Consider the following 25,554-nt stretch of genomic DNA (forward strand, 5'->3'; position numbering starts at 1 on the left):
GGGGGTCACGGCCCCTGCCGCTGGTCCTCGGCGGTCCGGGAGGGCTTGGGCGGCAGCACAGGCTCCAGGCGGAACATCCCGGCCGACACCTCCTCGTGCGGGGGCGCGGCCCCCCGCCTGCCCGCGACCGCCACGAGCACGTCGGTCACGGTGACGAGGCCCTGCAGGGTGCCCGAGGCCCCGATGACCGGGACGACGTCCACCCCCGACTCCAGCATGACGGCCGCCACGGCGGGGAGCGGCGCGTCGGGTTGCACGTGCGGGCACCTGCGCCCGCTCAGCAACTGGCGCACCTGGCTGCTCGACTGCTCCGCCGGGCCGCCGGACCAGTGGGCCGCGATGTCCTCGCGGGTGAGCACGCCGATGATGCGGGAACCGGAGTCCACCACGGGCAGGTGGTGCATCGACCCGCGGCGCATGAGTTCCCAGGCCATGAGCGGGGACTCGTCCGGCTTCACGGTCACGAGCACTCTGCTCATCACGTCGGCGGCGGTCATGGCTTCCACAGTCATCGTTCCTCCCCGCACCCCGCACCGAGCCCTGGATTGGGCCTTCTCCATCGGACCATCCGGGGCGCGGGCGCCGCACGGGCCCAAAGACCTGACCGCCGGGGACCTCCGGCACCTGCCCGTACGGCCCGGACGGCGGTGCAATGACCACGACGGCGACGGACGCGGGAGGTGGGCCATGCTGGCCGGTGAGGTCATGAGCAGCCCGGCGATCACGTTGCGCCGCGACGACTCCGTGCGGCGGGCGATCCGGGTGCTGTACGACCACGAGATCACGGCCGCCCCCGTGCTGGGTGAGCACGGCGAACTGGTCGGGATGGTCAGCGAGATCGACCTGCTGTGCGGCGCGTTCGCGCCGGGCACCTCGGCGCCCCGCACCGTGGGAGACGTCATGTCGCGCCAGGTGAGCACGGTCGAGGAGACCACGGACGCGCGGGTGCTGACGGACCTCATGATCGCGAAGAGGGTCAAGAGCGTGCCCGTGCTGCGCGACGAGCGGGTCGTCGGGATGGTCAGCCGCCGCGACCTCATGGCGCTGCTGGCCCGGTCGGACGACGAGCTGCGCGAGGCCGTCCTTGCCGCCCTCCGCGAGCGCTACCTCTCCGAGGCGTCCTGGGAGGTGCTCGTGCGCGACGGCGAGATCGACCTGCAGGGTCCCGAGGGCCAGGGCCCCGGGCACGTGGCCGACCTGCTGGAGCGGACCGTCCCGGGAGTGCGGCCGGCCCGCCTTCTCCACTGACGCGTAGTGGATCGGAGTGGGTCAGCGCGCCTTCACCACGGCGACCGGGCAGTGCGCGTGGGCGAGCACGGCGCGGCTCACCGAGCCGAGCACGGCAGCGGTGAAGGCGTTGCGGCCGTGGGAGCCGACGACGAGCAGGACGGCCCGGGACGACGCCTCGATGAGCGCGGAGACCGGGTGGGCGCGAACCATGTCCAGCTCGGTCTTCACGTCGGCGTACCCGCCCTGCCACGGCCGCAGCTCGCCGCGCGCGTAGTCCTCCGCGGCCCGCCGCATCTCGTCCAGGTCCATGGCGATCACGGGCCCGTACGGCACCGGCGGCTCCCAGGCGCAGACGATCCGCACCCGGTGGCCGCGCAGCCGCGCTTCCTCGAACGCGTACCCCAGGGCGGGCCCGGACGCCTCCGAGCAGTCGAACCCCACCACGATCTCGGCCATCGCCTCCGGGGGCGCCGGCCGCACGACGACGACCGGCACGCCCACGTGCCCGGCGACCTGGTTGCCCACCGAGCCGAGCAGCATGCCGGGGAAGCCGCCGGCGCCGTGGCTGCCGAGCACCACTTCGGCTGCCCGGGCGGCCTGGTCGCGCAGGACGCGACCGGCACGCCCCTCGGCCAGTTCCGTCGTCACGTCGAGGCCGGGCCTCCGGTCCCGGGCGACCCGCTCGGCGTGGTCGAGGATCTGCCGCCCGGAGGGCGCCAGCCTGCCATAGCTGTCGGGAATGGGATAACGCGGGCCGTCGTACGGCAGGCGTTCGACGGCGTGGACCACCCGCAGGGGAAGGCCCCGCAGGCCGGCGTGGTCGGCCGCCCACTCCACCGCCCGGGTCGCCCCGGCGGATCCGTCGGTGCCGACGACGACCGGATCGACGACCGGATCGACGACTGGATCGACGACTGGATCACTGATCGGCTCGGTCATGGGCGCGATGCCTCCTCACGGTTACGACGGCAGCGGGACGCTCCAGCACAGGCGCGTTCCCCCGGCGGCGCCGGCCTCGGCGGCGCACGACCCGCCCAGACGTTCGGCGCGGTCGCTCAGGTTGTGCAAACCGCTGCGGCGTCCCCGCGCCGGGAGGCCGACCCCGTCGTCCTCCACGAGCAGGGTCAGCCGATCCTTGTCCAGGCGCACGGTGACGGCGGCCCGGGTGGCGTGGGCGTGCCGCACCACGTTGGAGATCGCCTCCCGCGCCACGGCCAGCAGGTGCTCCCCGATCGGCGCGGGCACGCAGGTGTCGAGCTGCCCGTCCATGCGCAGGGCCGGCATGAAGCCGAGGGGCCCGCGCGCGCCCTCGACCAGCTCGACGAGCCGGGCGCGCAGGCCGGGGGCGCCGGCCGGGGGCCGGAGGGCGAAGATCGTGGTGCGGATCTGCCGGATCGTGTCGTCGAGTTCGTCGATCGCGGTCCGCAGCCGTGCGGCCGCCTCCGGGTGCTCCACCAGCCGCGCGGCGCCCGTCAGCGTCATCGCGACCGCGAACAGCCGCTGGATGACCACGTCGTGGAGGTCCTTGGCGATGCGGTCGCGGTCCTCCAGCAGGCCGAGCCGCTCGGCGTCTCTGCGCGCCTCGTCCAGTTCGAGCGCGACGGCCGCGTGCCCGGCGAAGGAGTGGACCATGCGCACCTCCGCCCGGCTGAACGGGACGCGACCGGGCCGCCTGCCCAGCGACAGCACCCCGCGCACCGCTCCCGGAGCCCCCAGCGGCACGGCGCACACCGCTCCGGTCTCCCCGGCCGCCGTGAGGAGATCGGTGTCGCCCAGGTCGGTGACCACGCGAGGCTCCGCGCAGGCGAACGCCTGCCCGGCCAGCGAGCCCTCGACGGGCAGCCGACGCCCCAGCGCCGCCTCCTGCGCTCCCTCCGGGCCGGGCACGCCGTCGGCGATCGCGACCCGCAGCGTCCGGCCGCCGTCCTCCGGCAGCAGGATCGCCACCACGTCGGCGTCGGCCATGCGCCGGGCACGGCGGGCGATGAGCGTGAGCACCCGCGGCGTCTCGGCGCCGGACAGCAGGCTCCTCGTGATCTCCGCCGACGCCTGCAGCCAGGTCTCCCTGCGGCGGGTGTCCTCGTACAGGCGCGCGTTCTCGATCGCCACCCCCGCGGCGCTGGCGAGGGCCACGATGATCGTCTCGTCGTCCTCGTCGAACTCCCCTCCCCCGCGCTTGTCCGTCAGGTAGAGGTTGCCGAACAGCTCGCCCCGCACCCGTACGGGCACGCCGAGGAAGCGCGTCATCGGGGGATGGCCGGGCGGGAAGCCGTACGACTCGGGGTGGTCGCGGATGCGGGCCAGCCGCAGGGGCCGGGGTTCCTTGATCAGCAGCCCGAGCAGGCCCAGGCCGTGCGGCCAGTGCTCGACCCCGGCGATCTCCTCCTCGCTCAGCCCCACAGGGACGAAGCGGGCGAGGGTGTCGTCCTCCCCGATCACGCCGAGCGCGCCGTATCTCGCGTCGACCAGCGCGGCGGCGGTCTCGACGATCCGGCGCAGCACGGTCTCGAGATCGAGGTCCCCGCCCACGGAGACGACCGCCTCCAGCAACGCGTGGACCCGGTCACGCGTCGAAAGGACCGTCTGCAACCTCGTGTGCAGTTCGGCCAGCAGACCGTCCAGGTGCGTCTGCGGGATCATGGTCCGCTCCCCCGTCGGCGCCACGCATGTCCCTCACAGTTGGAGTGTCGCAAACCGGGCACTTCGGGCTCCTGCTCTTTGCCAGGTCGCGACCGGCTTCTTACGCTCCGTATGCGCCCACCCACCACCCGCCACGGACATACTCGGATACATGAGTGAGCCGCGCGACGGCGTCATCCGGGTGGCCTGGCACGGAGCCGACCGGTTCGACGTCCGGATCCGGCGCCACGTGGTCCGCGCCGACCAGCCGGCGGACGTCGGCGGGAGCGACACCGGCCCCACTCCGGCCGAGCTGTTCGTGGGCAGCGTGGCCGCCGGCGTCGCCTGCTGCGCCGAACGCTACCTGCGCCAGCGCCAGCTGCCCGCCGGGGTGGGCGTGACCGCGCGGTACGGCCTGGGCGTCTGCCCGGGGCGGATCGACCGCATCGAGCTGTCGGTGGACGCCCCCGGCCTGCCCGCGGGGCTGCGCGCCTCGCTCCTGTCGGTGCTGGAGCACTGCGCCGTCTGCACCACGCTGCGGGTGCCGCCGCGGGTCACGTTCGAGGTCCGCCAGACCGTTCCCGAGACAGCCGTTCCCGCAGCCCATCGGCCGTACGGCGGACCGCGGCCAGGACCTGCGGGGTCATCGGGGCCCCAGGGGTGAAGTCGCCGCCCTCGATGCCGGCGACGACCAGCTCGCCCGGCAGGCGGCCGAGTGCGCGGCCCAGCGCGACGGCGTCGGCCAGCCCGAGGGCATGAGAGCCGGCGCGCGGAAGCGACCGCGCGGGCAGGTGCAGGGGCATGTGTACGGTGCCGGGCGGAGCGCCGGAGGAGACGGCGTCGACCACGATCGCGAGCGCCGCGCCCGACCACGCCTCGACCAGCGCCGCCGGGTCTCCGGAGTTCTCCACGACGGCCACGGACGGCGGCAGCGTGCCCCGCAGCAGCCGGGCGACCTCCAGGCCCGCCGCGTCGTCGCCGCGCAGATCGCTCCCGAGGCCGATGACCACGCTGTCACCCACGGTGCACCCGGAAGTCGAGGAAGTGGGCCGAGCAGGAGATGCAGGGGTCGTGATTGCGTATCGCCTTCTCGCACAGACCGGCCAGCTCGTCCTCGGGCAGGGTGAGGCGCGGGGCCAGCAGGTCGCGCAGGTCCGCCTCGATGCGCGCCTGGTTCTGCGCGGTGGGCGGCACGATGTCGGCCTCGGCGACCAGCCCGCCGTCGTCGAGCCGGTAGCGGTGGTAGAGCGTGCCGCGCGGAGCCTCCGAGGCGCCGTGGCCGACGCCCGGCCGGGGAACGACCGGCACGCACGGCCGCTCCGGCTCGGCGTACCCGTCGAGGAGGCGCAGCGCCTCGTCGCACGCGTGCACGATCTCCACCGCCCGCACGACGATGCCGCGGTAGGGGTTGCGGCAGACAGGGCCGAGACCTGCGGCGGTGGCCGCCTCCCGGGCGAGCGGGGACAGCCGCGCCGAGTTGAGCCCGTAGCGGGCGAGGGGGCCGGTGAGGTAGCCGGTCGCGCCGTCGAGCCGCGCGTGCAGCGCCGTGGAGTGCGGCACCTGCTCTTCGACCACGTGGTCCGGCCACCGCGCCACCTCGAAGCCGGAGACCGGGCCGTATCCGTCGCCGGTGACGACCGTGCCGGACAGAATGGCGTACTCACCGGGGTGGCGCAGCGCGAGGAACCGGTAGTCGTGCTCGACGTCGGGGAAGTCGAACCCCGCGACCCAGGCGACGGTGGCGAGGGCGTGGTCGCGGGCGCGGCGCAGCCGCTCGGCGACGGCGGTGAGCTCGCGCCGGGCCGGCGCGCGGTAGAAACCGCCCACTTTGACGTTGACGGGGTGGATGGGCCGCCCGCCGATGGCGGTGATCAGCTCGTTGCCCGCCTTCTTCAGCTCGAGCCCGCGCTCCACGAGGTCGCGCCGGTCGGCGGCCATCGCGACGCCGCTGTCGTAGCCGAGGAAGTCGGGCGCGTGCAGCAGGTAGACGTGCAGCGCGTGCGACTCGATCCACTCGCCGTAGTAGAGCAGCAGCCGCAGGTCGCGCAGCGGCCCGGTGACCTCGGCGCCGCAGGCCGCCTCGATCGCCTGACAGGCGCTCATCTGGTAGGCGACGGGACAGACGCCGCAGATGCGAGCGGTGATGTCGGGGGGCTCGTTGTGCGCCCGGCCCCGGAGCATCGCCTCGAAGAACCGGGGCGGCTCGTAGATCCGCAGCTCCAGGCCGATGATCCGGCCGTCGCGGGCGTGCACCACCAGCGCGCCCTCGCCCTCGACCCGGGTCAGGGCGCCGATCCGCACCGTCTTGTGCGTCACTCCTCCCCCTCACCGGACTCCTCCGCCTCCTCCGCCGCCCTCCGGAACGGCTCGGCGGTGGCGTGGTAGGTCCGGTAGATCCGCACCAGCTCGGGGGTGCTCATCCCGAGATCGCGCATCCAGTGGTTCAGCGAGGCGTGGTTGGGGCTCTCCATCGGGCCGAAACAGCCGTAGCAGCCCCGGTTGAACGCCGGGCACAGCGCCCCGCATCCCGCCTGGGTGACCGGGCCCAGGCACGGCGTGCCGTGCGCGACCATCACGCAGGCGTTGCCCCTTGCCTTGCACTCCACGCACACGCTGTGCGCGGGCACGACCGGCCGCCGCCCCGCGAGGAAGGCCGAGATCACTTCGAGCAGCTGGCGCCTGTCCGGCGGGCAGCCGCGCAGCTCGAAGTCGACCGGCACGTGGGCGGCGATCGGGGTCGAGCGGTCCAGGGTGGCGATGTAGTCGGGCCGGGCGTAGACGACCGCGGCGAACTCCCTGACGTCGGCGAAGTCGCGCAGCGCCTGGATGCCCCCGGCGGTGGCGCACGCGCCGATCGTGACCAGCCGCTTCGACACGCGCCGCACGTGCCTGATCCGCTCCAGGTCCTCGGGCGTGGTGATCGACCCCTCCACGAGCGACAGGTCGTACGGTCCTGGCCCGGGGGCGCTGGACGCCTCCAGGAAGTAGGCGATCTCCACCCGGGCCGCCACGGAGAGCAGCTCGTCCTCGCAGTCGAGGAACGTGAGCTGGCACCCGTCGCAGGAGGCGAACTTCCACACGGCCAGCCGGGGCGCCCTGTCCACCACCGGCACCCCCTCACAACTCCGGGACGGCGAGCATCGGCGCCGCGCGGTCGTACCGCAGCACCGGCCCGTCCTCGCACACGAACAGCGGGCCGAACTGGCAGTGGCCGCAGCGGGCCACCGCGCACTTCATGTTCCGCTCCAGCGACAGCTCCACCCGGGCGGGGGCGACGCCGCGCCGCACCAGCTCAGCCGCCGTCTCCCGCATCATCGCCTCAGGCCCGCACACGAAGGCGTACGTGCGGCGCGGCTCGAAGACGATCCGGTCGATCAGCCGGGTGACCAGCCCGACCTGCCCGCACCAGGTGTGGTCGGGGTGGTCCACGATCACCCCGACGTCGGCGCCCTGCCGGGCCCAGCAGGCGAGGTCCCCCGGATACACGAGCATGGCCGGCGCCCGGCTGCCGACGATCACGCTGATGCGGCCATACCCGAGCCGGTCGCGCAGCAGCGCCCGCACGACCGGCCGCAGCGGGGCGAGGCCGAGGCCCCCGGCCGCCACCACCACGTCGAGGCCCGCCGCCTCGCGCAGGCCCCACCCCTGGCCGTACGGCCCGCGCACGCCGACGACGTCGCCCGGCCGCTTGCCGCACAGGGCGGCGCTGACCGCGCCCACGGCCCTGATCGTCTGCGTGTAGCCGCCTGAGGGGGCCCGCCCGCTGATCGAGACGGCGATCTCCCCCACCCCGGGGGCGTACAGCATGGTGAACTGGCCGGGGTGGAACGGCGGGCAGTCCCCGCGCAGCGGCTCCAGCGTCAGGGTCGCGGTGTCGACCCGGTCAGGACGGCGGGACCGCACGCGGTAGGGCGCCGGCGTCATCGGGTGCGGGCCGCCGATCATGGCAGGTTCGCCAGCTCCTCGGTGACGTCGATGCCGACGGGACACCAGGTGATGCAGCGCCCGCAGCCGACGCAGCCGGACATGCCGAACTGGTCGATCCAGGTCGAGAACTTGTGGGTGAGCCACTGACGGTAGCGGCCGGCGTTCGAGCCGCGCACGGGCGCCCCGTTGACCTCGGAGAAGTCCAGCGTGAAGCAGGAGTCCCAGCGCTCGATCCGCTCGGCCGTGCCGTCGGTGAACGACGTGGCGTCCTCGACCGTGGTGCAGAAGCAGGTGGGGCAGACCATCGTGCAGTTGGTGCAGGTGAGGCAGCGCGCGCCGACCTGCGCCCAGCGCGGCGAGTCGTGCGCCGACAGCCGTTCCTGGATGCCCTCGGTCTCCACGTGGCGGCCCATGTGCTCGGCGGCGTCACGGGACACCTCGGCGGAGGCCGCCAGGTCTTCGGCCGAGGCGGGCCGGTGCGGCAGTTCCGCGACGATCCGCTCGCCCCGCTCGCTGCCGGTCTCCACCACGAACCGGTGCGGCGCGGCCAGCTCGGTGAGCGCGAGGTCGAACCCGGTGGTCGCCCGGGGGCCCGTGTGCATGGAGACGCAGAAGCAGGTGCCGCCCGGCACGGCGCAGTTGACCGCGACCAGCAGCAGGGATTGACGCCGCCGCAGGTAGGCCGGATCGGGGTGCCTGCCGCCGAGGAAGACCCGGTCCTGCACGGCGATCGCGGCCAGGTCGCAGGCCCGCACCCCGAGCAGGGCGACCCGCGGGGCCTCCTCCTCCGCCTCCTCGATTTGTTCGCCGCGCATGCGGAACAGCGTCTGGCGGGGCGGCTGGGTGTACCGCTTGGCGGAGTCGGGGCTCGCCGCGAAGGAGAAGACCATCTCGCCGGCGCCTTCGGCGAGGCGGTAGCGCCCGGGCTCCTGGACGTCGGTCCAGCCCCTGGCGAGCCGGTCGGCCGACGCGATCTCCTCGAAGCGGATGACGCGCTCGCGCACCACCGGGCCCACGACGGCGTAACCCCGGGACCGCAGCTCGGCGACCAGGGGGTCGAGAGATTCGATCACGATGGCGTCCACGGCGTCCCCCTCGCCCGTTCGCCCCTTCCCGCTTACAGTACGGCCGTCCGCGGGCCGCTCAGCAGGGACGAAAGTCCCAGGGGAAGACTCAGGGGAGGACTCAGCGGAGCCGGCCGACGCCGCCGAGGACGTAGCCGCCCTTGCTGTGCTCGACGAACTCGCTGTCGTTGCGCCAGTCGGCCACGTCGACCAGCCCCGGCTCGACCAGCTCGAACCCGGTGAAGAACCGGGCGATGTGCTCGGGGGTGCGGTCGCGCAGCGCGGCCGTGGACCTCTCGTACACCGCCCGGGTCTCGGTGATCGTGTCCTCGCTGAGGCGGCCCTGGGTGCCGTGGGAGATGACGAGGTAGCTGCCGGGGGCCATGCGCTCGCGGAAGTAGGACACCACGCGCTCGGCGTCGTCGTCGTCCACGAAGTGCAGCACGGCGACGAACAGCACGGCCACCGGCTTGCTGAAGTCGATCAGGTCCTTCGTGACCGGGCTTTCGACGACCGTGTCCGGGTCGCGCATGTCGGCCTGCACCACGCCCGTACGGCCGCTGCCGGTGAGCAGCGCCCGGCCGTGCGCGGCGACGATGGGGTCGTTGTCGACGTAGACGACGGTCGCCTCGGGATCGACCTCGTGGGCGACCTCGTGGACGTTGCCCTGCGTGGGGATGCCGGTGCCGAGGTCGAGGAACTGCCGGATGCCCGACTCGCTGAGGAAGCGGACGGCGCGGCCGAGGAACTCCCGGTTCTGCCTGATCACCAGGCGGCCGTCGGCGCCGACCAGTTCGAGCAGTTTCTCGGCGGCGGCCCTGTCGACCGCGAAGTTGTCCTTGCCGCCCAGCCACCAGTCGTAGATCCGCGCCACACTCGGCGTGGAGAAGTCGATGGCCTTCAGCGCTTCCTCGTCCCGGCTCACCGCGATCCCCTCGTCCGCCTCTATCCCGGAACGATCTTAGGGGAGTGAAACTTTCACGCGCGCGCCGGGACGACGGCGGCATCCGGCCCGTGCTCATGACATCCGCCCCAACACGGGCACGACCCCCCCTGACCGGCTGGCGGATCTCCTGGACGTTCACCGGCGACGAGAAGCTCTTCTCGCTGCTGACCACCAAGTGGACGCAGAGCGCGCAGAGCGTCAGCGCCACGAACGTGTCGTGGAACGGCGCCGTCACCCCGGGAGGCGCCGTCACGATCACCGCGGTCGGCAGCTCGGCGAACGGCGTGTTCGGAGTGACCGGCCTGACCTGCACCCCGGCGTAGGACACCTCAGGCCCGGGTGACGGCGGCCCGGTAGTCGCAGGCGATGCGGGCCGCGACGGCCAGCAGCGGATCGACCAGGCGGGGCAGCTCGCGCACCCGTCTGGAGGAGACCACGATGCCGACGGCCGCGACGGGCCGGTCCCCGACCAGCACCGGCGCGGCCGCCGAGCAGGAGCCGAGCGTCATCTCCTCGTGGGTCGTGGCGTACCCCTGGACGCGCACCTGGGCCAGCTCGCGGGCCAGCCGTCCCGGCTCCGTGATGGTGTGCGGGGTCGGCCGCTCGAGCGGCCTCGACAGGTAGGAGCCGACGAACCAGTCCGGCTCGAAGGCGAGCAGCGCCTTGCCGACGCCGGTCGGGTGCATGGGCAGGCGCGAGCCGGTCCGCGACACGATCGGCACGGCCCGCTTGCCGTACACCTTGTCCACGTAGAGCACCTCGATCCCGTCGCGCACCGCCAGGTGGACGTTCTCCCCCGTTCCGCCGAACAGCTCCTGCAGCCAGGGATGCGCCACCTCCTGCAGCGGATCGGGGGCGAGCTGGCCCAGCTCCCACAGGCGGCGGCCGATCTGGTAGCGCCCGTCGGCGCCGCGGCGCAGGGCGCGCCACTCCTCCAGTTCTCCGACGAGCCGGTGGCAGGTGCTCAGCGCCATGCCGGTCCGTCCGGCGATCTCCGACAGCGTGAGCCGCGGGTGGTTGGCGTCGAAGGCGCCGAGGATGGCCAGAGCCCGGGACGTCACGGAACGCCCCAGGTCGCGTGCGCCGCCGGCCATGTGACCCCTTCTTCCACTCAGTAGAAGCAAAGCCTACGCGGGACGGCGGATGCTCCCGATGCTTGACCCATGCGAACTCAGGTCGGGATCATCGGGGCCGGACCTGCCGGTCTGCTGCTCTCCCATCTGCTCCATCTGCGCGGGATCGAGTCCGTCGTGCTCGAGCGCCGCAGCAGGGAGTACGTCGAGCGGCGGGTGCGGGCAGGGGTGCTCGAACAGGGCACGGTGGACACGCTCGTCGAGGCGGGGGTGGGCGAGCGGATGCAGCGGGAGGGCCTGCCCCACCACGGCATCGAGCTGCGGTACGGCGGAGCGGGCCACCGGATCGCCTTCGAGCGGCTGGTGCCCGGCCGCTCCATCACGGTGTACGGCCAGCAGGAGGTCGTCAAGGACCTGATCGCCGCCCGGCTGGCGGCCGGGGGCGACGTCCGCTTCGAGGTGGACGACGTGGCGGTGCACGACGCGGCGACCGACCGGCCCTACCTGACCTTCACCGAGGCGGACGGCACGCAGGGGCGGCTGGACTGCGACGTGATCGCGGGGTGCGACGGCTTCCACGGCGTGTCCCGGGCGTCCATTCCCGAGGGGGTGCTGACCGAGTTTCGCCGCGACTACCCCTTCGCCTGGCTCGGCATCCTCGCCAAGGTCAAGCCGTCCTCAGAAGAGCTGATCTACGCGCGGACCGAGCGCGGCTTCGCGCTGCACAGCATGCGCTCCCCGGAGATCAGCCGCTTCTACCTCCAGGTGGCGCCCGACGAGGACCTCGCCGCGTGGCCCGACGAGCGGATCTGGGCCGAGCTGCGGGCCCGGCTGGAGACCGTGCCCGGCTTCACCCTCGCGACCGGCGACATCGTCGAAAGAGGGATCACGCCGATGCGCGGCTTCGTGGCCGAGCCCATGCAGTACGGCAGGCTGTTCCTGGCCGGGGACGCGGCTCACATCGTGCCGCCGACCGGCGCGAAGGGGCTCAACCTGGCGGTGGCCGACGTGCGGGTGCTGACCGAGGCGCTGGCGCGCTTCTTCGCCGACGGCTCGACGGAAGCGCTGGACGACTACTCGCGGGCCTGCCTGCCCCGGGTGTGGCGGGCCCAGCACTTCTCGTGGTGGATGACGACGCTGCTGCACACGTTCGAGTCCGACGACGCCTACGCCCGGCGGCTGCAGACCTCCTACCTCGACTACGTGACGTCGTCCGAGGCCGCCGGGACGACGCTGGCGGAGAACTACGTGGGCCTGCCCTACCAAGAGGAGACATCGTGACGCACCCGCCCTACCTCTACCCGGACTACGCCAGCACGGTCCTGCGGGCGCCGTCCCGGCCGCCGCTGGAGATGAAGGAGGACCCAGAGGCGGCCGAGCTGACCGGACCAGTCTTCGGCCGCGGCGAGGTGGACCCGCTCGACGCCGACCTGACGGCGGGCCACGCGGGCGAGCCGCTCGGCGAGCGCATCATCGTCACCGGGCGCGTCCTCGACGCGTCGGGCCGGCCGGTGCCGGACACGCTGGTGGAGATCTGGCAGGCGAACTCCGCCGGCCGGTACGCCCACCAGCGCGACCAGCACCCGGCGCCGCTCGACCCCAACTTCACGGGCGCGGGCCGGTGCCTGACCGACGACGAGGGCCGCTACCGGTTCGTCACGATCAAGCCGGGGGCCTATCCCTGGCGCAACCACCCGAACGCCTGGCGGCCCGCGCACATCCACTTCTCGGTGTTCGGCACGGCCTTCACCCAGCGCCTGGTGACGCAGATGTACTTCCCCGGCGATCCGCTGTTCGCCTTCGACCCGATCTTCCAGTCCATTCCCGACCCGGCCGCCCGCGAGCGGCTCGTCTGCGCCTTCGACCTGGAGATCACCGAGCCGGAGTGGGCGCTCGGCTACCGATGGGACGTGGTGCTGGGCCGTACCCCGATGGAGGACGCGTGACCACCCCTTCGCAGACCGTCGGCCCGTTCTTCGGGTTCGCCCTGCCGTACGCGGCCGACTGGGAGCTCGTCCCCGAGGGCCGTCCGGGGGCCGTGACGATCACCGGCCGGGTGCTCGACGGGGCCGGCGAGCCGGTGCCCGACGCCCTGCTGGAGCTCTGGACCGGCGATTCGGGGACCCGGGGGGCGCTGCGCCGCACGGAAGCGGGCGACAGCGGCTTCGGGCGGTGCGGCACCGCGCCCGACGGCTCCTACCGGTTCCGCCTCGCGCCGCCGTCCCGGCCGTACGCCGCGCTGCTGGTCTTCGCGCGAGGCCTGCTCAAGCCGGTGCGGACCCGCGTCTACCTCGCCGACGTGCCCGACCCGCTGCTCGACTCCCTCGACCCGGCCCGCCGCGCGACGTTGCTCGCCCGCCCCGAAGGGCAGGACGTCTACCGGTTCGACGTACGGCTGCAGGGCGAGCAGGAGACGGTCTTCCTTGAGTTCTGACGCGGGGCTGCTCTCCCCGGTGTGGGCGGGCACGGAGGTGGCGGCGGTCACGGCCGACGACGCCTGGCTGCGGGCGATGCTGGAGGCGGAGGCCGGCCTCGCGCGGGCGCAGGCCCGCCTCGGCGTCGTCCCTGAGCGGGCCGTCGCCGCGATCATCGAGGCGGCCAGGGCCTTGAGCGGGGAGGACCGCTACGACGCGGCCGATCTCGCCCGCCGCGCCAGGGACGCCGGCAACCCCGTCGTGCCGCTGGTCAAGGACCTGCGGGCCGCCGCGGGCGAGGCCGGGTCCTGGGTGCATCACGGCGCCACCAGCCAGGACATCCTCGACACGGCGGCGATGCTGGTGGCCGCGCGGGCCCGCGAGGTGATCCTGCGCGACCTCGGCCGGGTGCTCGCCGCGCTGGCGCGGCTCGCCGGCGAGCACCGGGACACCCCGATGGCGGGCCGCACGCTCGGGCAGCAGGCGGTGCCCACCACGTTCGGGCTGAAGGCCGCCGGGTGGCTGGTCGGCTGCCGGGACGCGCGCGACCGCCTGGCGGCGGTGCGGCTGCCGGTCCAGCTGGGCGGCGCGGCGGGCACCATGGCCGGGTACGGCGAGCGGGCTCTGGAGCTGCTGCCGCTGTTCGCGGCCGAGACCGGGCTGGCCGAGCCGGTGCTGCCCTGGCACACGCTGCGCACGCCCGTGACCGACCTGGCCTGCGCGCTCGCCGCCGTGACGGGCGCGCTCGGCAAGCTCGCCACCGACGTGATCCTGCTGGCGCAGAGCGAGGTGGGCGAGGTCGCCGAGCCCGCCGCACCGGGCCGGGGCGGCTCGTCGGCGATGGCGCACAAGCGCAACCCGGTGCTCGCCACGATGATCAGGTCGGCGGCGCTGCAGGCGCCCGCGCTCGCGCAGATTCCGCTCGCCTCGCGGGTCGCCGAGCACGAGCGGCCCGCGGGGAGCTGGCACGCCGAGTGGCAGCCGCTGCGCGAGTGCCTGCGCCTGGCCGGCGGCGCGGCCGAGACGGCCGCCGAGCTGGCCGAGGGGCTGGAGGTGTTCCCCGAGCGCATGCGGCACAATCTCGATCACCTGCTCGCCGTGCTGGCCGATCACGGCGAAGATCCCGGCATCGGGCAGGCGCCCGCGCTCGTGGACCGGGCGCTGGAATTCCACACGAGGAAAGGCCCATGATCCTGCACCACCGATTCGACGGACCGCCGGACGCGCCGGTCGTCGTGCTCGGGCCCTCGCTGGGCACGACGCTCGACCTCTGGGAGCCGCAGCTTCCCGCGCTCACGCGCACCTGGCGGGTGCTCCGCTACGACCTGCCCGGCCACGGCGGGTCGCCGTCCGCATCAGGGCTCACGCGTGATCCGACCGTGGACGACCTCGCCGCCGGGGTGCTGGCCCTGCTGGACCGGCACGGCCTGGACGCGGTCGCGTACGCCGGGGTGTCGCTGGGCGGGGCCGTCGGAACCACGCTGGCGCTGCGCGCGCCGGACCGCGTCGCGAGTCTGGTCCTGTGCTGCACCTCCGCGCGGTTCGGCACGGCGGAAAGCTGGCACGAGCGCGCCGCGCTGGTCCGCGCGGAGGGCACGAAGCCCCTGATCGAGGCGACGAGGAGGCGGTGGTTCACGGAGGGCTTCCCCGACGCCGAGCGCTATCTGGACATGCTGCGCGGCGCGGACCCCGAGGGGTACGCCGCGTGCTGCGAGGCCTTGGCGGTCTTCGACGTCCGCGACCGGCTCGGCGAGGTCCGCGCGCCCGCGCTGGTGGTCGCGGGAGCCGAGGACCCGGCCACCCCGCCCGTGCACGCCGAGGTCCTGGCCGGGGGCATCCCGGACGCCGAGCTGCTGGTCGTGCCGGGAGCCGCCCACCTGGCCACCGCCGAACGCCCGGACGTCGCGAACGAGGCGATCACGCGGCACCTGTCCACCCGCTGGAGGACGGCATGAGCGACGAGGACGGCATGCGGGTGCGCCGCGAGGTGCTGGGCGACGCGCACGTCGACCGGGCGCAGGCGCGGACCACCGAGTTCACCGCGGACTTCCAGGACCTGATCACCCGGTACGCCTGGGGCGAGATCTGGACCCGGCCGGGGCTGGACCGACGGACCCGCAGCTGCATCACGCTCACCGCCCTGGTGGCGCGCGGGCACCTGGAGGAGCTGGCCATGCACGTGCGGGCCGCGCGGCGCAACGGGCTCACGACCGACGAGATCAAGGAGGTGCTGCTGCAGACCGCGATCTACTGCGGGGTGCCCGCCGCCAACGCCGCGTTCGCCGTCGCCCAGCGGGTGCTGGCGGAGGATACTTCGGGGGACGCTGCATGACGTTCCTCGTGGTCGGCGAGAGCCTGGTCGACCTGATCGGCACGCCGGGATCGTGGACCTTCACCGCCGTGCCCGGCGGCAGCCCGCTCAACGTCGCGGTGGCGCTGGCCGCGCTCGGCCGGCCGGTGCGGTTCGCCGGGGAGGCCGGCAATGACTTCTTCGGCGGCCTGCTGCGCGACCACCTGACCCGCTATGGGATCGGGACCGGCGACCTCGCCCCGGCGGCGGCGACCGGCCTGGCCTTCGCCCGGATCGGCGCGGACGGCTCGGCCTCCTACGACTTCCGCTTCGACTGGCGCTTTTCCGCGCCGGTCGCGCTCGACGGGGTGACCTGCCTGCACACCGGCTCCCTGGCCGTGCTCGCCGGCCCGGGCGCCGCCCACGTGCGGGAGGTGATGCGGGCCGCCGCCGAGGCGGGGATCACGGTGTCCTACGACCCGAACATCCGGCCGTCCCTCATCGGCGACCGGGCGCGCGCCCTGGCCCACGTCGAGGAGTGCGTACGGCTCGCGCGCCTGGTCAAGGTGAGCGCGGAGGACCTCGAATGGCTCCACCCGGGCGAGCCCTTCCTCGACGTGGCGCGGCGATGGGCCGGCCTGGGCCCTGATCTCGTGGTGGTCACCCGGGGCGGCGACGGCGCGACGGCCCTCCTGGACGGCGAGGTGATCGCCTGCCCGGCCCCGGCGGTCGAGGTGGTGGACACGGTCGGCGCGGGCGACACCTTCACCGCCGCCTACCTCGACGCGCTCGACGGCGCTGCGCCGAGCAGGGAGCGTGTGGCCGAGGCGCTGCGGCGTGGCTGCGCCGCCGCCGCGCTCGTCTGCACCCGCGCCGGCGCGGTCCCGCCGACCCGGGAGGAGGCCTCGGCCGGGGCGTTCAGCCGCCGAGGAAGCGGCTGATCGCGTGCCAGGTGCCGTCCGGGTTCTCCTCCGGGAGGTAGTGGACGGCGTCGGGGACGAGCCCGACAGTGAGATCTTCGTTCCCGGCGGCCGACAGTCCCTCGCGATAGGCGTCCAGAGAGGTGGTGGTCATGCGCATGCCGTGTTCGCCGCGCAGGTAGAGCAACGGCGTCGCGCAGGCGTCGAGTGACCGGTTGTGGTCGCTGTCCGCGGCGAACGCGCGGTACATGTCGAAGCCCGCGGTGAGGGCGGCGGGGGTGGCGTAGGCCTTGGCGTACACGCGTTGCCGTTCCTCGGGGATGGGGTGATCGGGGTGGGTGAGGGGGTCGAAGAAGTGCCGGAAGTAGGCGCCCTCCCGGCCGCTGACGAGGGTCTCAGGCAGATCAGGCGTGGCGTGGAACGCGAAGTGCCACAGGCGTGGGTTGGCCAGGATCCGCTCCCACGGGTCGACGCCGGGGATGACCGCGTCCAGGATGACCGCGTGAGAGGCGTCGTCGTAGTGATGGACGTAGTCGTAGGCGATCATGCCTCCGATGTCGTGCCCCACGAGCACCGCGTCCACCGCGCCGAGGCCGGTGAGTGCCTCGTGGAGAACGGCCGCGATCTGATGCTTGGTCCCGTCGGTGGGAACGCCGGCGGATGCGCCGATGCCGGGCAGGTCGAAGGCGATCACCCGGTAGGTGTCCGCGGCGAGAGGAATGAGCCGGTCCCAGCATCGCCGCGTCTGGGGCCAGCCGTGCAGCAGGACGAGCACCGGGGCGCCGGCGTCCCCGGCCTCGGTGTATGCCAGCTCCCCGCCAGGCACCGCCACCGTTCGTGTCGACGTCATCGCCCGCTCCCTCTCCTCATCCTCTGCGCATGCACGGCGACGATATTAGGGCCATCCAATGATAGGGGTGTCCAAGTATTTGCTACCGTGGGGTCGTGCCGGCACACCCCGAGTCCCTTCGCCGACAGCCCACGTTCCTCCTCGCGCGGGCGGCCACGATGGCCCGCCGAGCGTGCGGCGAGGCATTGGCGGAGGTCGGCCTTTCGCAGGCCGAGCACGGGATTCTCGCCTGCCTCCATGAGTGCGGCCCCCTCATGCAGCGCGATGTCGCGGAACGGCTCGCGCTCGACCCCGGCGACCTGGTCACCTACCTCGACAAGCTGGAAGCGCTTCAGGCGATAAGCCGAACGCCCGACAAGAAGGACAGGAGACGCCGCGTCATCGCGCCGACGGCACTCGGCGACGAGCTGCTCGCCCGCGCCGACGACGCCCTCGCCACCGCCACCACCCGCCTGCTGGGTCCACTCGGCCCCGCGGAGATCACCCAGCTCACGGCGACCCTGACGCGGCTGCTCGGCGCACACGACCCGGCCCACTGGTCGTCGGCGGCCGACCCGGAGGAGGTGAAGTCCTTCTCCCTGGGTACGGGTGCTTCACGAGCGGAGGAGGGACCTGAATGATCGAAATCATCCCAGTCGAGACCCCCTCGCTGGGCGACCGCAGCTACCTCGTCGCCGACGGGGAGGTCGCCTTCGTGGTGGACCCGCAGCGGGACATCGACCGGGTGCTCCGCCTGGCCGAGCGGCGCGGCGTCGAGATCCGCCACGTCTTCGAAACCCACGTGCACAACGACTACCTGACCGGCGGGCCCGCCCTGGCCTCGGCCACCGGGGCGGACTACCACGTCAACGCGGCCGACCCCGTGGCGTTCGACCGGAGCCCGGTCGAGGACGGGGACGTGGTCGAGGTCGGCCCGCGGACGCGCCTGCGCGCCGTCGCCACCCCGGGCCACACCTTCACCCACCTGTCGTACGTGCTGGAGTCCCCGGACCGGCCGCCCGCCGTCTTCACCGGAGGGTCGCTGCTGCACGGCACGACCGGGCGGCCCGACCTGCTCGGCCCCGAGCACACCGGAACGCTGGCGCGCGCCCAGTACGCCTCGGCGCACCGGCTGGCCCGTGAACTGCCGGCCGAGACCGGCGTCTTCCCCACCCACGGGTTCGGCAGCTTCTGCTCGGCCACCCCGTCGGAGGTCACCGAGTCGACGATCGGCAGGGAGCGGCGGGTCAACCCGGTCCTGACCCGCGGCGAGGACGAGTACGTGGAGTCGCTGCTGGCCGGGCTGGACGTCTACCCGGCGTACTACGCGCACATGGCGCCGCTCAACCAGGCCGGGCCGGACGCGCCCGACCTGTCCGCGCCGCGCCGCGCGGACGCCGCCGAGCTGCGCCGCCGCCTGCGGGCCGGCGAATGGGTGGTGGACCTGCGATCCCGTACGGCGTTCGCGGCGGGCCACCTGGCGGGGACGCTCAACTTCGGGCTGGACGGGAACCTCGCCGTCTACCTGGGCTGGCTCATCCCCTGGAGCTCGTCGGGAACGCCGCGGATCCCGGTGACCCTGCTCGGCGAGACGCCGGGGGACATCGCGCGGGCCCAGCGCGAACTGGCGCGGATCGGCATCGACCGCCCGGCCGCGGCCGCCACCGGAGGGCCCGCCGACTGGGCCGGCGACGACAAGCCCGCGTCCATGCCGACGGCGACCTTCGCCGACCTGGCCGCCGTGCGCCGCCACCGCCCGATCGTGGTCCTGGACGTGCGCCGCGAGGTGGAGTGGCGGGAGTCGCACGTCCCCGGCGCGATCCACATCCCGCTGCACGAGCTGCCCGCGCGGCTGGACGAGGTGCCCGGCGGCGAGGTGTGGACGCACTGCGCGAGCGGCTACCGGGCGTCCATCGCCGCGTCGATCCTGGCCGCCGCAGGGCGGGACGTGGTCGCCGTGCACGACGAGTACGACGCGCGGGCCACGGCCGCATAGATCACCCGAGCGCGAGCACCGCGATCACGGTGCGGGCGGCCTGCCCGCCCTCCTCCTCGGCGATCGCCAGAGCGGTCGCGACGTCCAGGTCGTCCAGCAGCGCGCGCATCGCCGCCCGCTCACCCTCGGCCGAGGCGGCGGGCCGGCCCGCAGCCGCATGCAGCCGCTCCAGCCGGGCCGCGGCCTCCTCCAGGCCCTCGGGGCGGTAGTCCCAGTCGGCCGCCCACGGCTGGTCGAGCAGCAGCAGGCGCACGGCGCCGACCGGGTGGTGCCGCAGCAGGTCGGCGGTGAAGACGAGGTTGCCCGCCGACTTGGCCATCTTGGCGCCGTCCACGCGGACCACCCCCACGTGCAGCCAAGCACGGGCGAACGGCCGGACCCCGGTCACCGCCTCGGCCATCGCGGCCTCGTACGCGTGGTGCGGGAAGCGCAGGTCGGCGCCGCCGGCGTGCAGGTCGAGGGCCGGGCCGTACGTCGTCAGCGCCATGGCGGCGCACTCGGCGTGCCAGCCCGGCCGCCCGTCGCCCCACTCGCTCGGCCAGCCCGGCTCCCCCTTCGCCGACGGCCGCCAGAGCGCGACGTCCGCCGGGTCGTCCCTGCGCGCGTCATCCGGATGGTCGCCGAACTCGGCCAGCAGGCCGGCCGCCTCCTCGGCGCCGAGCCCGGCCCGCTCGCGCACGCCCGCGCCCCGGAAGTACACCGCGCCGTCCCGCTCGTACGCGTGGCCCAACTGCAGCAGTGCACGGGCGAGCGCGACGACCTGCGGCACGTAGGTGTGCGCCCGCGGCTCGTAGGTCACCGGGTGCACGTGCAACGCCGCCATGTCCCTGTCGAAGTAGAACTGCTGCACGGCGGCGAAGCTGTCGTAGGGGCTGCCGGCCCGGCGCGCCGCCGAGGTCAGCACGTCGTCCACGTCGGTGACGTTGCGGCACACCTCGACGGGCACGCCGGCGTGCCGCAGCACCCGTGCCGCCACGTCGGCCCACACGAACGTCCTCGCGTGACCGAGATGGGTCGTGTCGTAGGGCGTGATCCCGCACACGTACATCCGGGCGCGGCCCACCACGGGCAGCGGCCGCCGGCCGATCGTCAGCATGTAACCCCCTTCATCCCGGGCGGAGGAACTCCCGCAGCCGATCGAGTGGCCACGTGTTGATTACCCGGTCGGGGGTGAGCCAGCCGCGCTGCGCGGTGCCGACGCCGTACCGCATGACGTCGAGGTGCGGCACGGCGTGCGCGTCGCTGTCGATCGAGAACAGCACGCCCCGCTCGGCGGCCCGCCGGACGAGGCCCGAGGGCAGGTCGAGCCGGTCGGGAAAGGAGTCGATCTCCAGTGCCGTCCCGGTGCGGACGCAGGCGTCGAACACCCTCGGCCAGTCGGCGTCCACCGGCTCCCGCCTGCCGATGATCCGCGCCGTCGGATGGCCGATGATCTTCACGTACGGGTTCTCGCAGGCCCGGACCAGCCGCCGTGTCATCTCCTCGGGCGACTGGGTGAAGTGCGAGTGCACCGAGGCGACGCACAGGTCGAACCCGGCCAGGAACTCCGGCGGCCAGTCGACCTCGCCCTCCGGGTCGATGTTGAGCTCGCACCCGTGCAGCAGCGCCATGCCGGGGCGGGCGGCGCCGAGGCGGCGGAGCCGCTCGCGCTGGTCCAGCGCCTTCTCGTCGGTCATCCGCTGCATGGAGAGGTTGGGCGCGTGGTCGGTCACCGCGTAGTAGCCGTAGCCGCGCGCCGCGGCCGCCTCGACCATCTCCTCCAGCGGCGCGAGCCCGTCGGTCAGGTCGGTGTGCGTGTGCAGATCGCCGTGGATGTCGGCCAGGGTCACCACCCCGGGCAGCCCCGCGCCCAGCGCGGCCTCGATCTCCCCGGTGTCCTCACGCAGCGTCGGCTCGATCCACGGCAGGCCGAGCATGCCGTACACCTCCGCCTCGTCCGCCGAGGTGATCTTCTCGCCGGTCGCCACGTCGAACACGCCGTACTCCGACAGCTTCAGCTTCCGGTGCACGGCGATCTCCCGGGTGCGGATGTTGTGCGCCTTCGACCCGGTGAAGTACTGCAGCGCGGCCCCCCAGGAGTCCCTCGGCACCACCCGCAGGTCCACCTGGAGCCCCGCGGCCGTGCGGACCGAGCTCTTCGTCTCTCCGTGCGCGATCACCTCGGTGACGTACGGCAGCGTGGTGAAGGCCGCCATCAGGGCGGCCGAGTCGTCGGCCGTGGCGAGGACGTCGACGTCGCCGATCGTGTCCTTCATCCGCCGCAGCGAGCCGGCGTACGCGCACCGCTCGCAGCCCGGCACGGCCGACAGCGCGGGCACGATCTCCTCGGCGACCGCCATCGCGATCCCGATGTGCACCCGGCTGCCGGTCTTGCGCATCACCTCGATGCCGTGGAGCAGGTTCTCCTCGGTCTTCGTCCCGAAACCGTGCAGCCCCTGCAGGACCCCGGCGTGGATGGCGTCCTCCAGCTTCTCGATCGAGTCGACGCCCCGCTCGTGATAGAGGACCATGGCCTTCTTCGGCCCGAGCGTGGGAATCGTGGTCAGCAGACGCACCCCGGCAGGGATCTTCGTCCGTAGCTCCTCCAGCTGGTGGATCGACCCGGTCCGCAGGTATTCGTCGATCTTCGCGGCGATGGACGCGCCGACGTTCGGGATGGCCCGCAGGGCCGCCGCGTCCATGCCGTCGATCTCCCGGCCGTACCCGCCGACCGACCGGGCCGCCTTCTCGTAGACCCGCACCTTGAACGCGTCGCCCCCGGTGATCGCGATCAGGTCGGCGTACTCCTGCAGCAGCCCGGCGACCTCCTCGTTGCAGCGTCTCATCGCAGGCACCCCCCAGGTCAGACTGCGGCGCGCCCCCGGGCACCCTCCAGGTGCGGAGGTCCCGGCCGCGTGGGACCGAGGACCCTGCCGATAGGACAACCTTGCCATCACGCCGGACGGCACCCGCCTGTATGCGACATTGAGAAACCCTGGTGGTGGGGATGCCGGGGGCCAGCACAACCGACCTGTCGGTGTACGACGTGAGCACAACGCCCGCCACCCTGCGCGGCACCATCGACGGCGCCGTCTCCCACATCTCGCAGATGAGGGACCTCACCGTCACAGCGGACGGCTCCATGGTCATCGTGCCGGTCGATGACAGGTACGACGGATGGGACACCACCAGCCTGACCAAGGTCCGCACATACGCCTCGGAATCGGCGGGCAAGTACCCCAACGCCGTAGCCCTCAGCCCGGACGGTGAACACCTCGCCGGTGGGTTCAGCAGCGGCGTCACGTTGTACGACACGGCGAGCGCGGAAAGCACGCACGCCTACACCGCATCTGAGTAGCCGTACCCGGGGCGGCCCGTTCGTCTGGGCCATTCGTACTGCGGGGAGGGCGACATCCCGCCCTGCCCGCCTCCGCCGGAAGCCGACCATAATGGCGGCCATGGCAGAGGCGGCGGCGAAGGCGCGAGCGGACGGGTGCGAGCCGGGTGCCGCCCGGCCGGGCCGTTTCCGGCCGCGGCTGCCCGCACGGCTGCCGGTCCGGTTGCTCGCCCCCGCGCTCGGGCTGACCGTCCTCCTACTGATCGCGCCGGCCGCCGTCGCGGCGTCGGCGGATCCCGCCTGGCCCGCCTGCGCCCTGGTAGCCGCCGCGGGGGTGTCGTTCGTGGGAGCCGTGCTGACCGCCCACCTGGCCCGCCCGGCCGTGCGGCCGGTGCCCGTGGCCTTCGTCGCGCTGCTCGCTGCGGCCACCGTCACGGCGGCCCTGGCCTACAGAACGGACGGATGGCAGACGCTGTTCTCCCTGCTCGCCGTGGCCGTGGCGCTCGTGCTCCCGGTCCGCACGGCGCCCCCGTTCGTCGCCGCCACGGCCGTGCTGGCCGCGATCGTCCCGGTCCACGTCGGCTCGTTCGGCGAGGCGCTGTGGGGCACCGCGTTGACCACTTTGCTCGCCGGGATCACGACGTACGGCTTCCGCCGGATGGCCGAGGTGATCGAGGAACTCGGCCGGACCAGGGAGAAGCTGGCCGTCGCCGCCGTCTCGGCCGAGCGCCTGCGCTTCTCGCGCGACCTGCACGACCTGCTCGGCCACACGCTCTCGATGGTGGTCGTCAAGGCCGAGGCCGTACGACGGCTCGCCCCGCGCGACACGGACGCGGCCGTACGGCACGCCGCGGACATCGAGGCGATCGGGCGGCAGGCGCTGACCGAGGTGCGCGAGGCGGTCACGGGCTACCGGGACGCGAGCCTCGCCTTCGAGCTCGACAGCGCCAGGGCGGCCCTGGCCACGGCCGGCGTCGACTGTGTGGTGAAGGAGTCGGGGCCCGCGCTGTCGCGGGAGACCGACATGCTGCTGAGCTGGGTCGTCCGGGAGGGGGTCACGAACGTCGTGCGGCACTCCGGCGCCCGGCGCTGCGTCATCACGCTGCGCCGCGACCGCGACCCGGTGCTGGTCGAGATCAGCGACGACGGGGCCGGCGGCGCCGCCGGCGAGGAGGACGGCAGCGGCCTGCGCGGGCTGCGCGAGCGCCTGGCCGTCGCGGGCGGGCGGCTGACCGCCGCCCGCCTGCCTCGGGGGTTCGTTCTCACCGCCGAGATCCCGCACGCGGGCGTGGACGACGACGACCGGGAGGACGCCCTGTGACCCGCGTGCTGATCGCCGAGGATCAGACGATGATGCGCGACGCGCTCACCGTGCTGCTCGACCTGGAGGACGACTTCGAGGTCGTCGCGCAGGTCGCGACGGCGGGCGAGATCGTTCCCGCCGCGCTGCGGGTCAAGCCCGACGTGGCCCTGCTCGACATCGAGATGCCCGGCGGCAGCGGGCTCGACGCGACCGCGGACCTGCGGGCCGCCCTCCCGGAGTGCGTGGTGGTCATCGTCACGACCTTCGGACGTCCCGGTTATCTGCGCCGGGCGCTGGACGCGGGCGCCCGCGGCTTCGTGGTCAAGGACCGGCCCGTCGGCGAACTGGCCCAGGCGATCAGGCGCGTGCTCGCGGGCGAGGTCGTGGTCGATCCCGCCCTGGCCACGGCCGCCCTGAGCGCCGGGCCGAACCCGCTGACGCCGCGCGAGCGCGAGGTGCTCGCGGCCGCCGCCGACGGCTCCACCGCCGCCGACATCTCACAGCGCCTCTACCTGTCGGAGAGCACCGTACGCAACCACCTGTCGGCGTGCATCACCAAGACCGGCACCCGCAACCGCATGGAGGCCGTCCGGGTCGCCCGCCACAACGGCTGGCTCTGAGCGCTCAACGGCTGAGGTACTCCTCGCCGAGGGCGCGCAGGCGGGCGTGCGCGGAGCCGTACACGTCCGGGTCGCCCAGGTACGCCTTGGGCAGCTTGGCCACCATCGTGTAGTTGGTGTCGCAGACGTTGCCGACCGGGGCCTGCCCGCCCTGGCTGACGAGCTGGTAGGCGTCCAGCTCGTCGAGCCCCGTGAGGGAGGCGGTCCAGGTGACCAGGTCGTGCTGGCTGATGCGGTAGGCGTCCTCCAGCGGCCGGGCCGAGCCGGTCGACATGATGTGGCGGTCGTCCTCCAGGCGCGGCCACGGCGTGACGACGCCCTTGATCAGCTCGACGGCCACGACGGTGTTCATCGCCGCCTCGACGGCGGTGCCGCAGACCTCGCCGTGGCCCTGGCGGCAGTGGCCGTCGCCGATCGCGAACAGCGCGCCCGGCACGTTGACGCCCAGGTAGACGGTGACCCCGGCGCGCAGCTCGGGGGTGTCCATGTTGCCGCCGTGGGCGTCCGGGGTGATGGTCATCCGCGCCTCGGCGGCGGCCGGAGCGACGCCCACGGTCCCGTGCATCGGGTCGAGCGGCATCTCCACCGCGAAGTCGCCGCGCCGGGCCCGGTAGCGCACGGTCCGCCGCTCGGCGTCCACCTCGTACATCCACACGGCCTCCTCCAGCGGAGGCTGCAGCGTCGCGGTGGTGTGCGTGCTCGTCAGCGCGCCGAAGTGCGGGAACGTCGTGGAGACCGCCCAGTCGCGGGCGGGCTCGATGGAGACGAAGTGGAGGGCCAGGGTGTCGCCGGGCTCGGCCCCCTCCACGTGGAACGGGCCGGTGACCGGATTGAGATAGGGGAACTCGCAGACCTGCGACGGGAGGTCGCCTGCGCCGCGAACCCGGCCGCCGAAGCAGTCCTCGGTGTACAGCTCAAGCACCGCGCCGGGAGCCACGGACTCGACGGCCGGGCGGCCGCCGAAGGTGTACGACAGGTCGGCGGGGCGGGGACGGTAGGACACGACG

29 protein-coding genes are annotated in these 25,554 nt (G+C 73.6%); 15 read left to right on the top strand and 14 right to left on the bottom strand.

Features of this window, described 5'->3' with window-relative positions; genetic code table 11:
- Nucleotides 1-5: 5 nt before the first annotated feature.
- Nucleotides 6-512: a CBS domain-containing protein gene (locus ABZ860_RS33320; RefSeq protein ID WP_357227884.1), complete on the bottom strand. Its 507-nt coding sequence runs from the start codon at nt 510-512 to the stop codon at nt 6-8.
- A gap of 175 nt (nt 513-687) precedes the next feature.
- Between ABZ860_RS33320 and ABZ860_RS33325 the strand changes: the two genes are divergently transcribed.
- Nucleotides 688-1,248 carry a CBS domain-containing protein gene (locus ABZ860_RS33325; protein WP_357227887.1) on the top strand — a complete coding sequence of 187 codons (561 nt, stop codon included), beginning with the start codon at nt 688-690 and terminating at the stop codon, nt 1,246-1,248.
- Nucleotides 1,249-1,269: 21 nt separating this feature from the next.
- Here ABZ860_RS33325 and ABZ860_RS33330 read toward each other — a convergent pair whose 3' ends face one another.
- Together ABZ860_RS33330 and ABZ860_RS33335 are read right to left on the bottom strand one after the other, a co-directional pair.
- Entirely contained in the window at nt 1,270-2,169 is a 900-nt protein-coding gene (locus tag ABZ860_RS33330) for a universal stress protein (RefSeq protein ID WP_357227890.1), read from the bottom strand.
- A 21-nt stretch (nt 2,170-2,190) separates the two neighbouring features.
- Nucleotides 2,191-3,870, bottom strand: a complete 1,680-nt coding sequence (locus ABZ860_RS33335) for a GAF domain-containing protein (protein ID WP_357227892.1) — start codon at nt 3,868-3,870, stop codon at nt 2,191-2,193.
- Nucleotides 3,871-4,021: 151 nt separating this feature from the next.
- Between ABZ860_RS33335 and ABZ860_RS33340 the strand changes: the two genes are divergently transcribed.
- Nucleotides 4,022-4,513 carry an OsmC family protein gene (locus ABZ860_RS33340; RefSeq protein WP_357227894.1) on the top strand — a complete coding sequence of 164 codons (492 nt, stop codon included), beginning with the start codon at nt 4,022-4,024 and terminating at the stop codon, nt 4,511-4,513.
- Here ABZ860_RS33340 and ABZ860_RS33345 read toward each other — a convergent pair.
- The 6 genes from ABZ860_RS33345 to ABZ860_RS33370 all read right to left on the bottom strand — a co-directional run bounded on the left by ABZ860_RS33345 (nt 4,404) and on the right by ABZ860_RS33370 (nt 9,765).
- Nucleotides 4,404-4,871 carry a hydrogenase maturation protease gene (locus ABZ860_RS33345; protein WP_357227897.1) on the bottom strand — a complete coding sequence of 156 codons (468 nt, stop codon included), beginning with the start codon at nt 4,869-4,871 and terminating at the stop codon, nt 4,404-4,406. The two genes, ABZ860_RS33340 and ABZ860_RS33345, sit on opposite strands and share 110 nt — an antisense overlap.
- Nucleotides 4,864-6,165 carry a nickel-dependent hydrogenase large subunit gene (locus tag ABZ860_RS33350; protein WP_357227900.1) on the bottom strand — a complete coding sequence of 434 codons (1,302 nt, stop codon included), beginning with the start codon at nt 6,163-6,165 and terminating at the stop codon, nt 4,864-4,866. Before ABZ860_RS33350 ends, ABZ860_RS33345 begins: the two co-directional genes overlap by 8 nt.
- Nucleotides 6,162-6,956, bottom strand: coding sequence for an oxidoreductase (locus ABZ860_RS33355; protein ID WP_357227902.1), 795 nt, complete (start codon nt 6,954-6,956; stop codon nt 6,162-6,164). The genes ABZ860_RS33350 and ABZ860_RS33355 overlap by 4 nt, the downstream gene beginning before the upstream one ends.
- A gap of 10 nt (nt 6,957-6,966) precedes the next feature.
- Nucleotides 6,967-7,794: an FAD/NAD(P)-binding protein gene (locus ABZ860_RS33360; RefSeq protein ID WP_357227905.1), complete on the bottom strand. Its 828-nt coding sequence runs from the start codon at nt 7,792-7,794 to the stop codon at nt 6,967-6,969.
- Nucleotides 7,791-8,861 carry a 4Fe-4S dicluster domain-containing protein gene (locus ABZ860_RS33365; RefSeq protein WP_357227907.1) on the bottom strand — a complete coding sequence of 357 codons (1,071 nt, stop codon included), beginning with the start codon at nt 8,859-8,861 and terminating at the stop codon, nt 7,791-7,793. Before ABZ860_RS33365 ends, ABZ860_RS33360 begins: the two co-directional genes overlap by 4 nt.
- A gap of 100 nt (nt 8,862-8,961) precedes the next feature.
- Nucleotides 8,962-9,765, bottom strand: coding sequence for an SAM-dependent methyltransferase (locus ABZ860_RS33370; RefSeq protein WP_357227909.1), 804 nt, complete (start codon nt 9,763-9,765; stop codon nt 8,962-8,964).
- Between the two features lie 44 nt (nt 9,766-9,809).
- On the opposite strand from ABZ860_RS33370, the gene ABZ860_RS33375 reads away from it, so the two are divergent.
- Entirely contained in the window at nt 9,810-10,109 is a 300-nt protein-coding gene (locus tag ABZ860_RS33375; protein WP_357227912.1) for a cellulose binding domain-containing protein, read from the top strand.
- Between the two features lie 6 nt (nt 10,110-10,115).
- On the opposite strand, the gene ABZ860_RS33380 is transcribed toward ABZ860_RS33375, so the two are convergent.
- A complete protein-coding gene (locus ABZ860_RS33380; protein ID WP_357227914.1) occupies nt 10,116-10,880 on the bottom strand; it encodes an IclR family transcriptional regulator in 765 nt (254 codons plus the stop codon).
- 69 nt (nt 10,881-10,949) lie between these two features.
- Between ABZ860_RS33380 and pobA the strand changes: the two genes are divergently transcribed.
- Genes pobA through ABZ860_RS33415 form a run of 7 tightly spaced genes read left to right on the top strand, consistent with a single transcriptional unit; the run spans nt 10,950 to nt 16,504 of the window.
- Complete coding sequence (pobA, locus tag ABZ860_RS33385) at nt 10,950-12,140, top strand: 4-hydroxybenzoate 3-monooxygenase (protein WP_357227916.1); 1,191 nt, start codon at nt 10,950-10,952, stop codon at nt 12,138-12,140.
- The gene (pcaH, locus tag ABZ860_RS33390; protein ID WP_357227918.1) at nt 12,137-12,805 is read left to right on the top strand and encodes a protocatechuate 3,4-dioxygenase subunit beta; all 669 of its coding nucleotides are present in this window, start codon (nt 12,137-12,139) and stop codon (nt 12,803-12,805) included. Before pobA ends, pcaH begins: the two co-directional genes overlap by 4 nt.
- Entirely contained in the window at nt 12,802-13,293 is a 492-nt protein-coding gene (locus tag ABZ860_RS33395) for a protocatechuate 3,4-dioxygenase subunit alpha (RefSeq protein ID WP_357227920.1), read from the top strand. The genes pcaH and ABZ860_RS33395 overlap by 4 nt, the downstream gene beginning before the upstream one ends.
- Entirely contained in the window at nt 13,283-14,464 is a 1,182-nt protein-coding gene (gene pcaB / locus ABZ860_RS33400; RefSeq protein WP_357227922.1) for a 3-carboxy-cis,cis-muconate cycloisomerase, read from the top strand. Before ABZ860_RS33395 ends, pcaB begins: the two co-directional genes overlap by 11 nt.
- Complete coding sequence (gene pcaD, locus ABZ860_RS33405; RefSeq protein ID WP_357227924.1) at nt 14,461-15,228, top strand: 3-oxoadipate enol-lactonase; 768 nt, start codon at nt 14,461-14,463, stop codon at nt 15,226-15,228. The genes pcaB and pcaD overlap by 4 nt, the downstream gene beginning before the upstream one ends.
- On the top strand, nt 15,225-15,605 hold the full coding sequence (gene pcaC / locus ABZ860_RS33410) for a 4-carboxymuconolactone decarboxylase (RefSeq protein WP_357227927.1): 381 nt from the start codon (nt 15,225-15,227) through the stop codon (nt 15,603-15,605). The genes pcaD and pcaC overlap by 4 nt, the downstream gene beginning before the upstream one ends.
- Nucleotides 15,602-16,504 carry a carbohydrate kinase gene (locus tag ABZ860_RS33415; RefSeq protein WP_357227931.1) on the top strand — a complete coding sequence of 301 codons (903 nt, stop codon included), beginning with the start codon at nt 15,602-15,604 and terminating at the stop codon, nt 16,502-16,504. Before pcaC ends, ABZ860_RS33415 begins: the two co-directional genes overlap by 4 nt.
- On the opposite strand, the gene ABZ860_RS33420 is transcribed toward ABZ860_RS33415, so the two are convergent.
- Nucleotides 16,482-17,333, bottom strand: coding sequence for an alpha/beta hydrolase (locus ABZ860_RS33420; protein ID WP_357227934.1), 852 nt, complete (start codon nt 17,331-17,333; stop codon nt 16,482-16,484). The two genes, ABZ860_RS33415 and ABZ860_RS33420, sit on opposite strands and share 23 nt — an antisense overlap.
- A 95-nt stretch (nt 17,334-17,428) precedes the next feature.
- Between ABZ860_RS33420 and ABZ860_RS33425 the strand changes: the two genes are divergently transcribed.
- Nucleotides 17,429-17,953 carry a MarR family winged helix-turn-helix transcriptional regulator gene (locus ABZ860_RS33425; protein WP_357227936.1) on the top strand — a complete coding sequence of 175 codons (525 nt, stop codon included), beginning with the start codon at nt 17,429-17,431 and terminating at the stop codon, nt 17,951-17,953.
- On the top strand, nt 17,950-19,308 hold the full coding sequence (locus ABZ860_RS33430) for an MBL fold metallo-hydrolase (RefSeq protein WP_357227939.1): 1,359 nt from the start codon (nt 17,950-17,952) through the stop codon (nt 19,306-19,308). The genes ABZ860_RS33425 and ABZ860_RS33430 overlap by 4 nt, the downstream gene beginning before the upstream one ends.
- Before the next feature lies 1 nt (nt 19,309).
- Here the strand turns inward: ABZ860_RS33430 and ABZ860_RS33435 are convergent, their stop codons facing one another.
- Both ABZ860_RS33435 and polX read right to left on the bottom strand, forming a co-directional pair.
- Nucleotides 19,310-20,404, bottom strand: a complete 1,095-nt coding sequence (locus ABZ860_RS33435) for a class I tRNA ligase family protein (RefSeq protein WP_357227942.1) — start codon at nt 20,402-20,404, stop codon at nt 19,310-19,312.
- A 10-nt stretch (nt 20,405-20,414) separates the two neighbouring features.
- On the bottom strand, nt 20,415-22,133 hold the full coding sequence (polX, locus tag ABZ860_RS33440; protein WP_357227945.1) for a DNA polymerase/3'-5' exonuclease PolX: 1,719 nt from the start codon (nt 22,131-22,133) through the stop codon (nt 20,415-20,417).
- A gap of 200 nt (nt 22,134-22,333) precedes the next feature.
- Between polX and ABZ860_RS33445 the strand changes: the two genes are divergently transcribed.
- From ABZ860_RS33445 to ABZ860_RS33455, 3 genes are all read left to right on the top strand, one after another.
- On the top strand, nt 22,334-22,645 hold the full coding sequence (locus ABZ860_RS33445; RefSeq protein WP_357227947.1) for a hypothetical protein: 312 nt from the start codon (nt 22,334-22,336) through the stop codon (nt 22,643-22,645).
- Nucleotides 22,646-22,745: 100 nt separating this feature from the next.
- Entirely contained in the window at nt 22,746-23,945 is a 1,200-nt protein-coding gene (locus tag ABZ860_RS33450; protein WP_357227950.1) for a sensor histidine kinase, read from the top strand.
- Nucleotides 23,942-24,547, top strand: coding sequence for a response regulator transcription factor (locus ABZ860_RS33455; protein WP_357227953.1), 606 nt, complete (start codon nt 23,942-23,944; stop codon nt 24,545-24,547). The genes ABZ860_RS33450 and ABZ860_RS33455 overlap by 4 nt, the downstream gene beginning before the upstream one ends.
- A gap of 4 nt (nt 24,548-24,551) precedes the next feature.
- On the opposite strand, the gene ABZ860_RS33460 is transcribed toward ABZ860_RS33455, so the two are convergent.
- Nucleotides 24,552-25,550 carry an acetamidase/formamidase family protein gene (locus ABZ860_RS33460; RefSeq protein WP_357227956.1) on the bottom strand — a complete coding sequence of 333 codons (999 nt, stop codon included), beginning with the start codon at nt 25,548-25,550 and terminating at the stop codon, nt 24,552-24,554.
- Nucleotides 25,551-25,554 lie beyond the last annotated feature (4 nt).

The sequence above is a fragment of the Microbispora sp. NPDC046973 genome (genome assembly GCF_040644495.1).
Lineage (GTDB): Bacteria > Actinomycetota > Actinomycetes > Streptosporangiales > Streptosporangiaceae > Microbispora.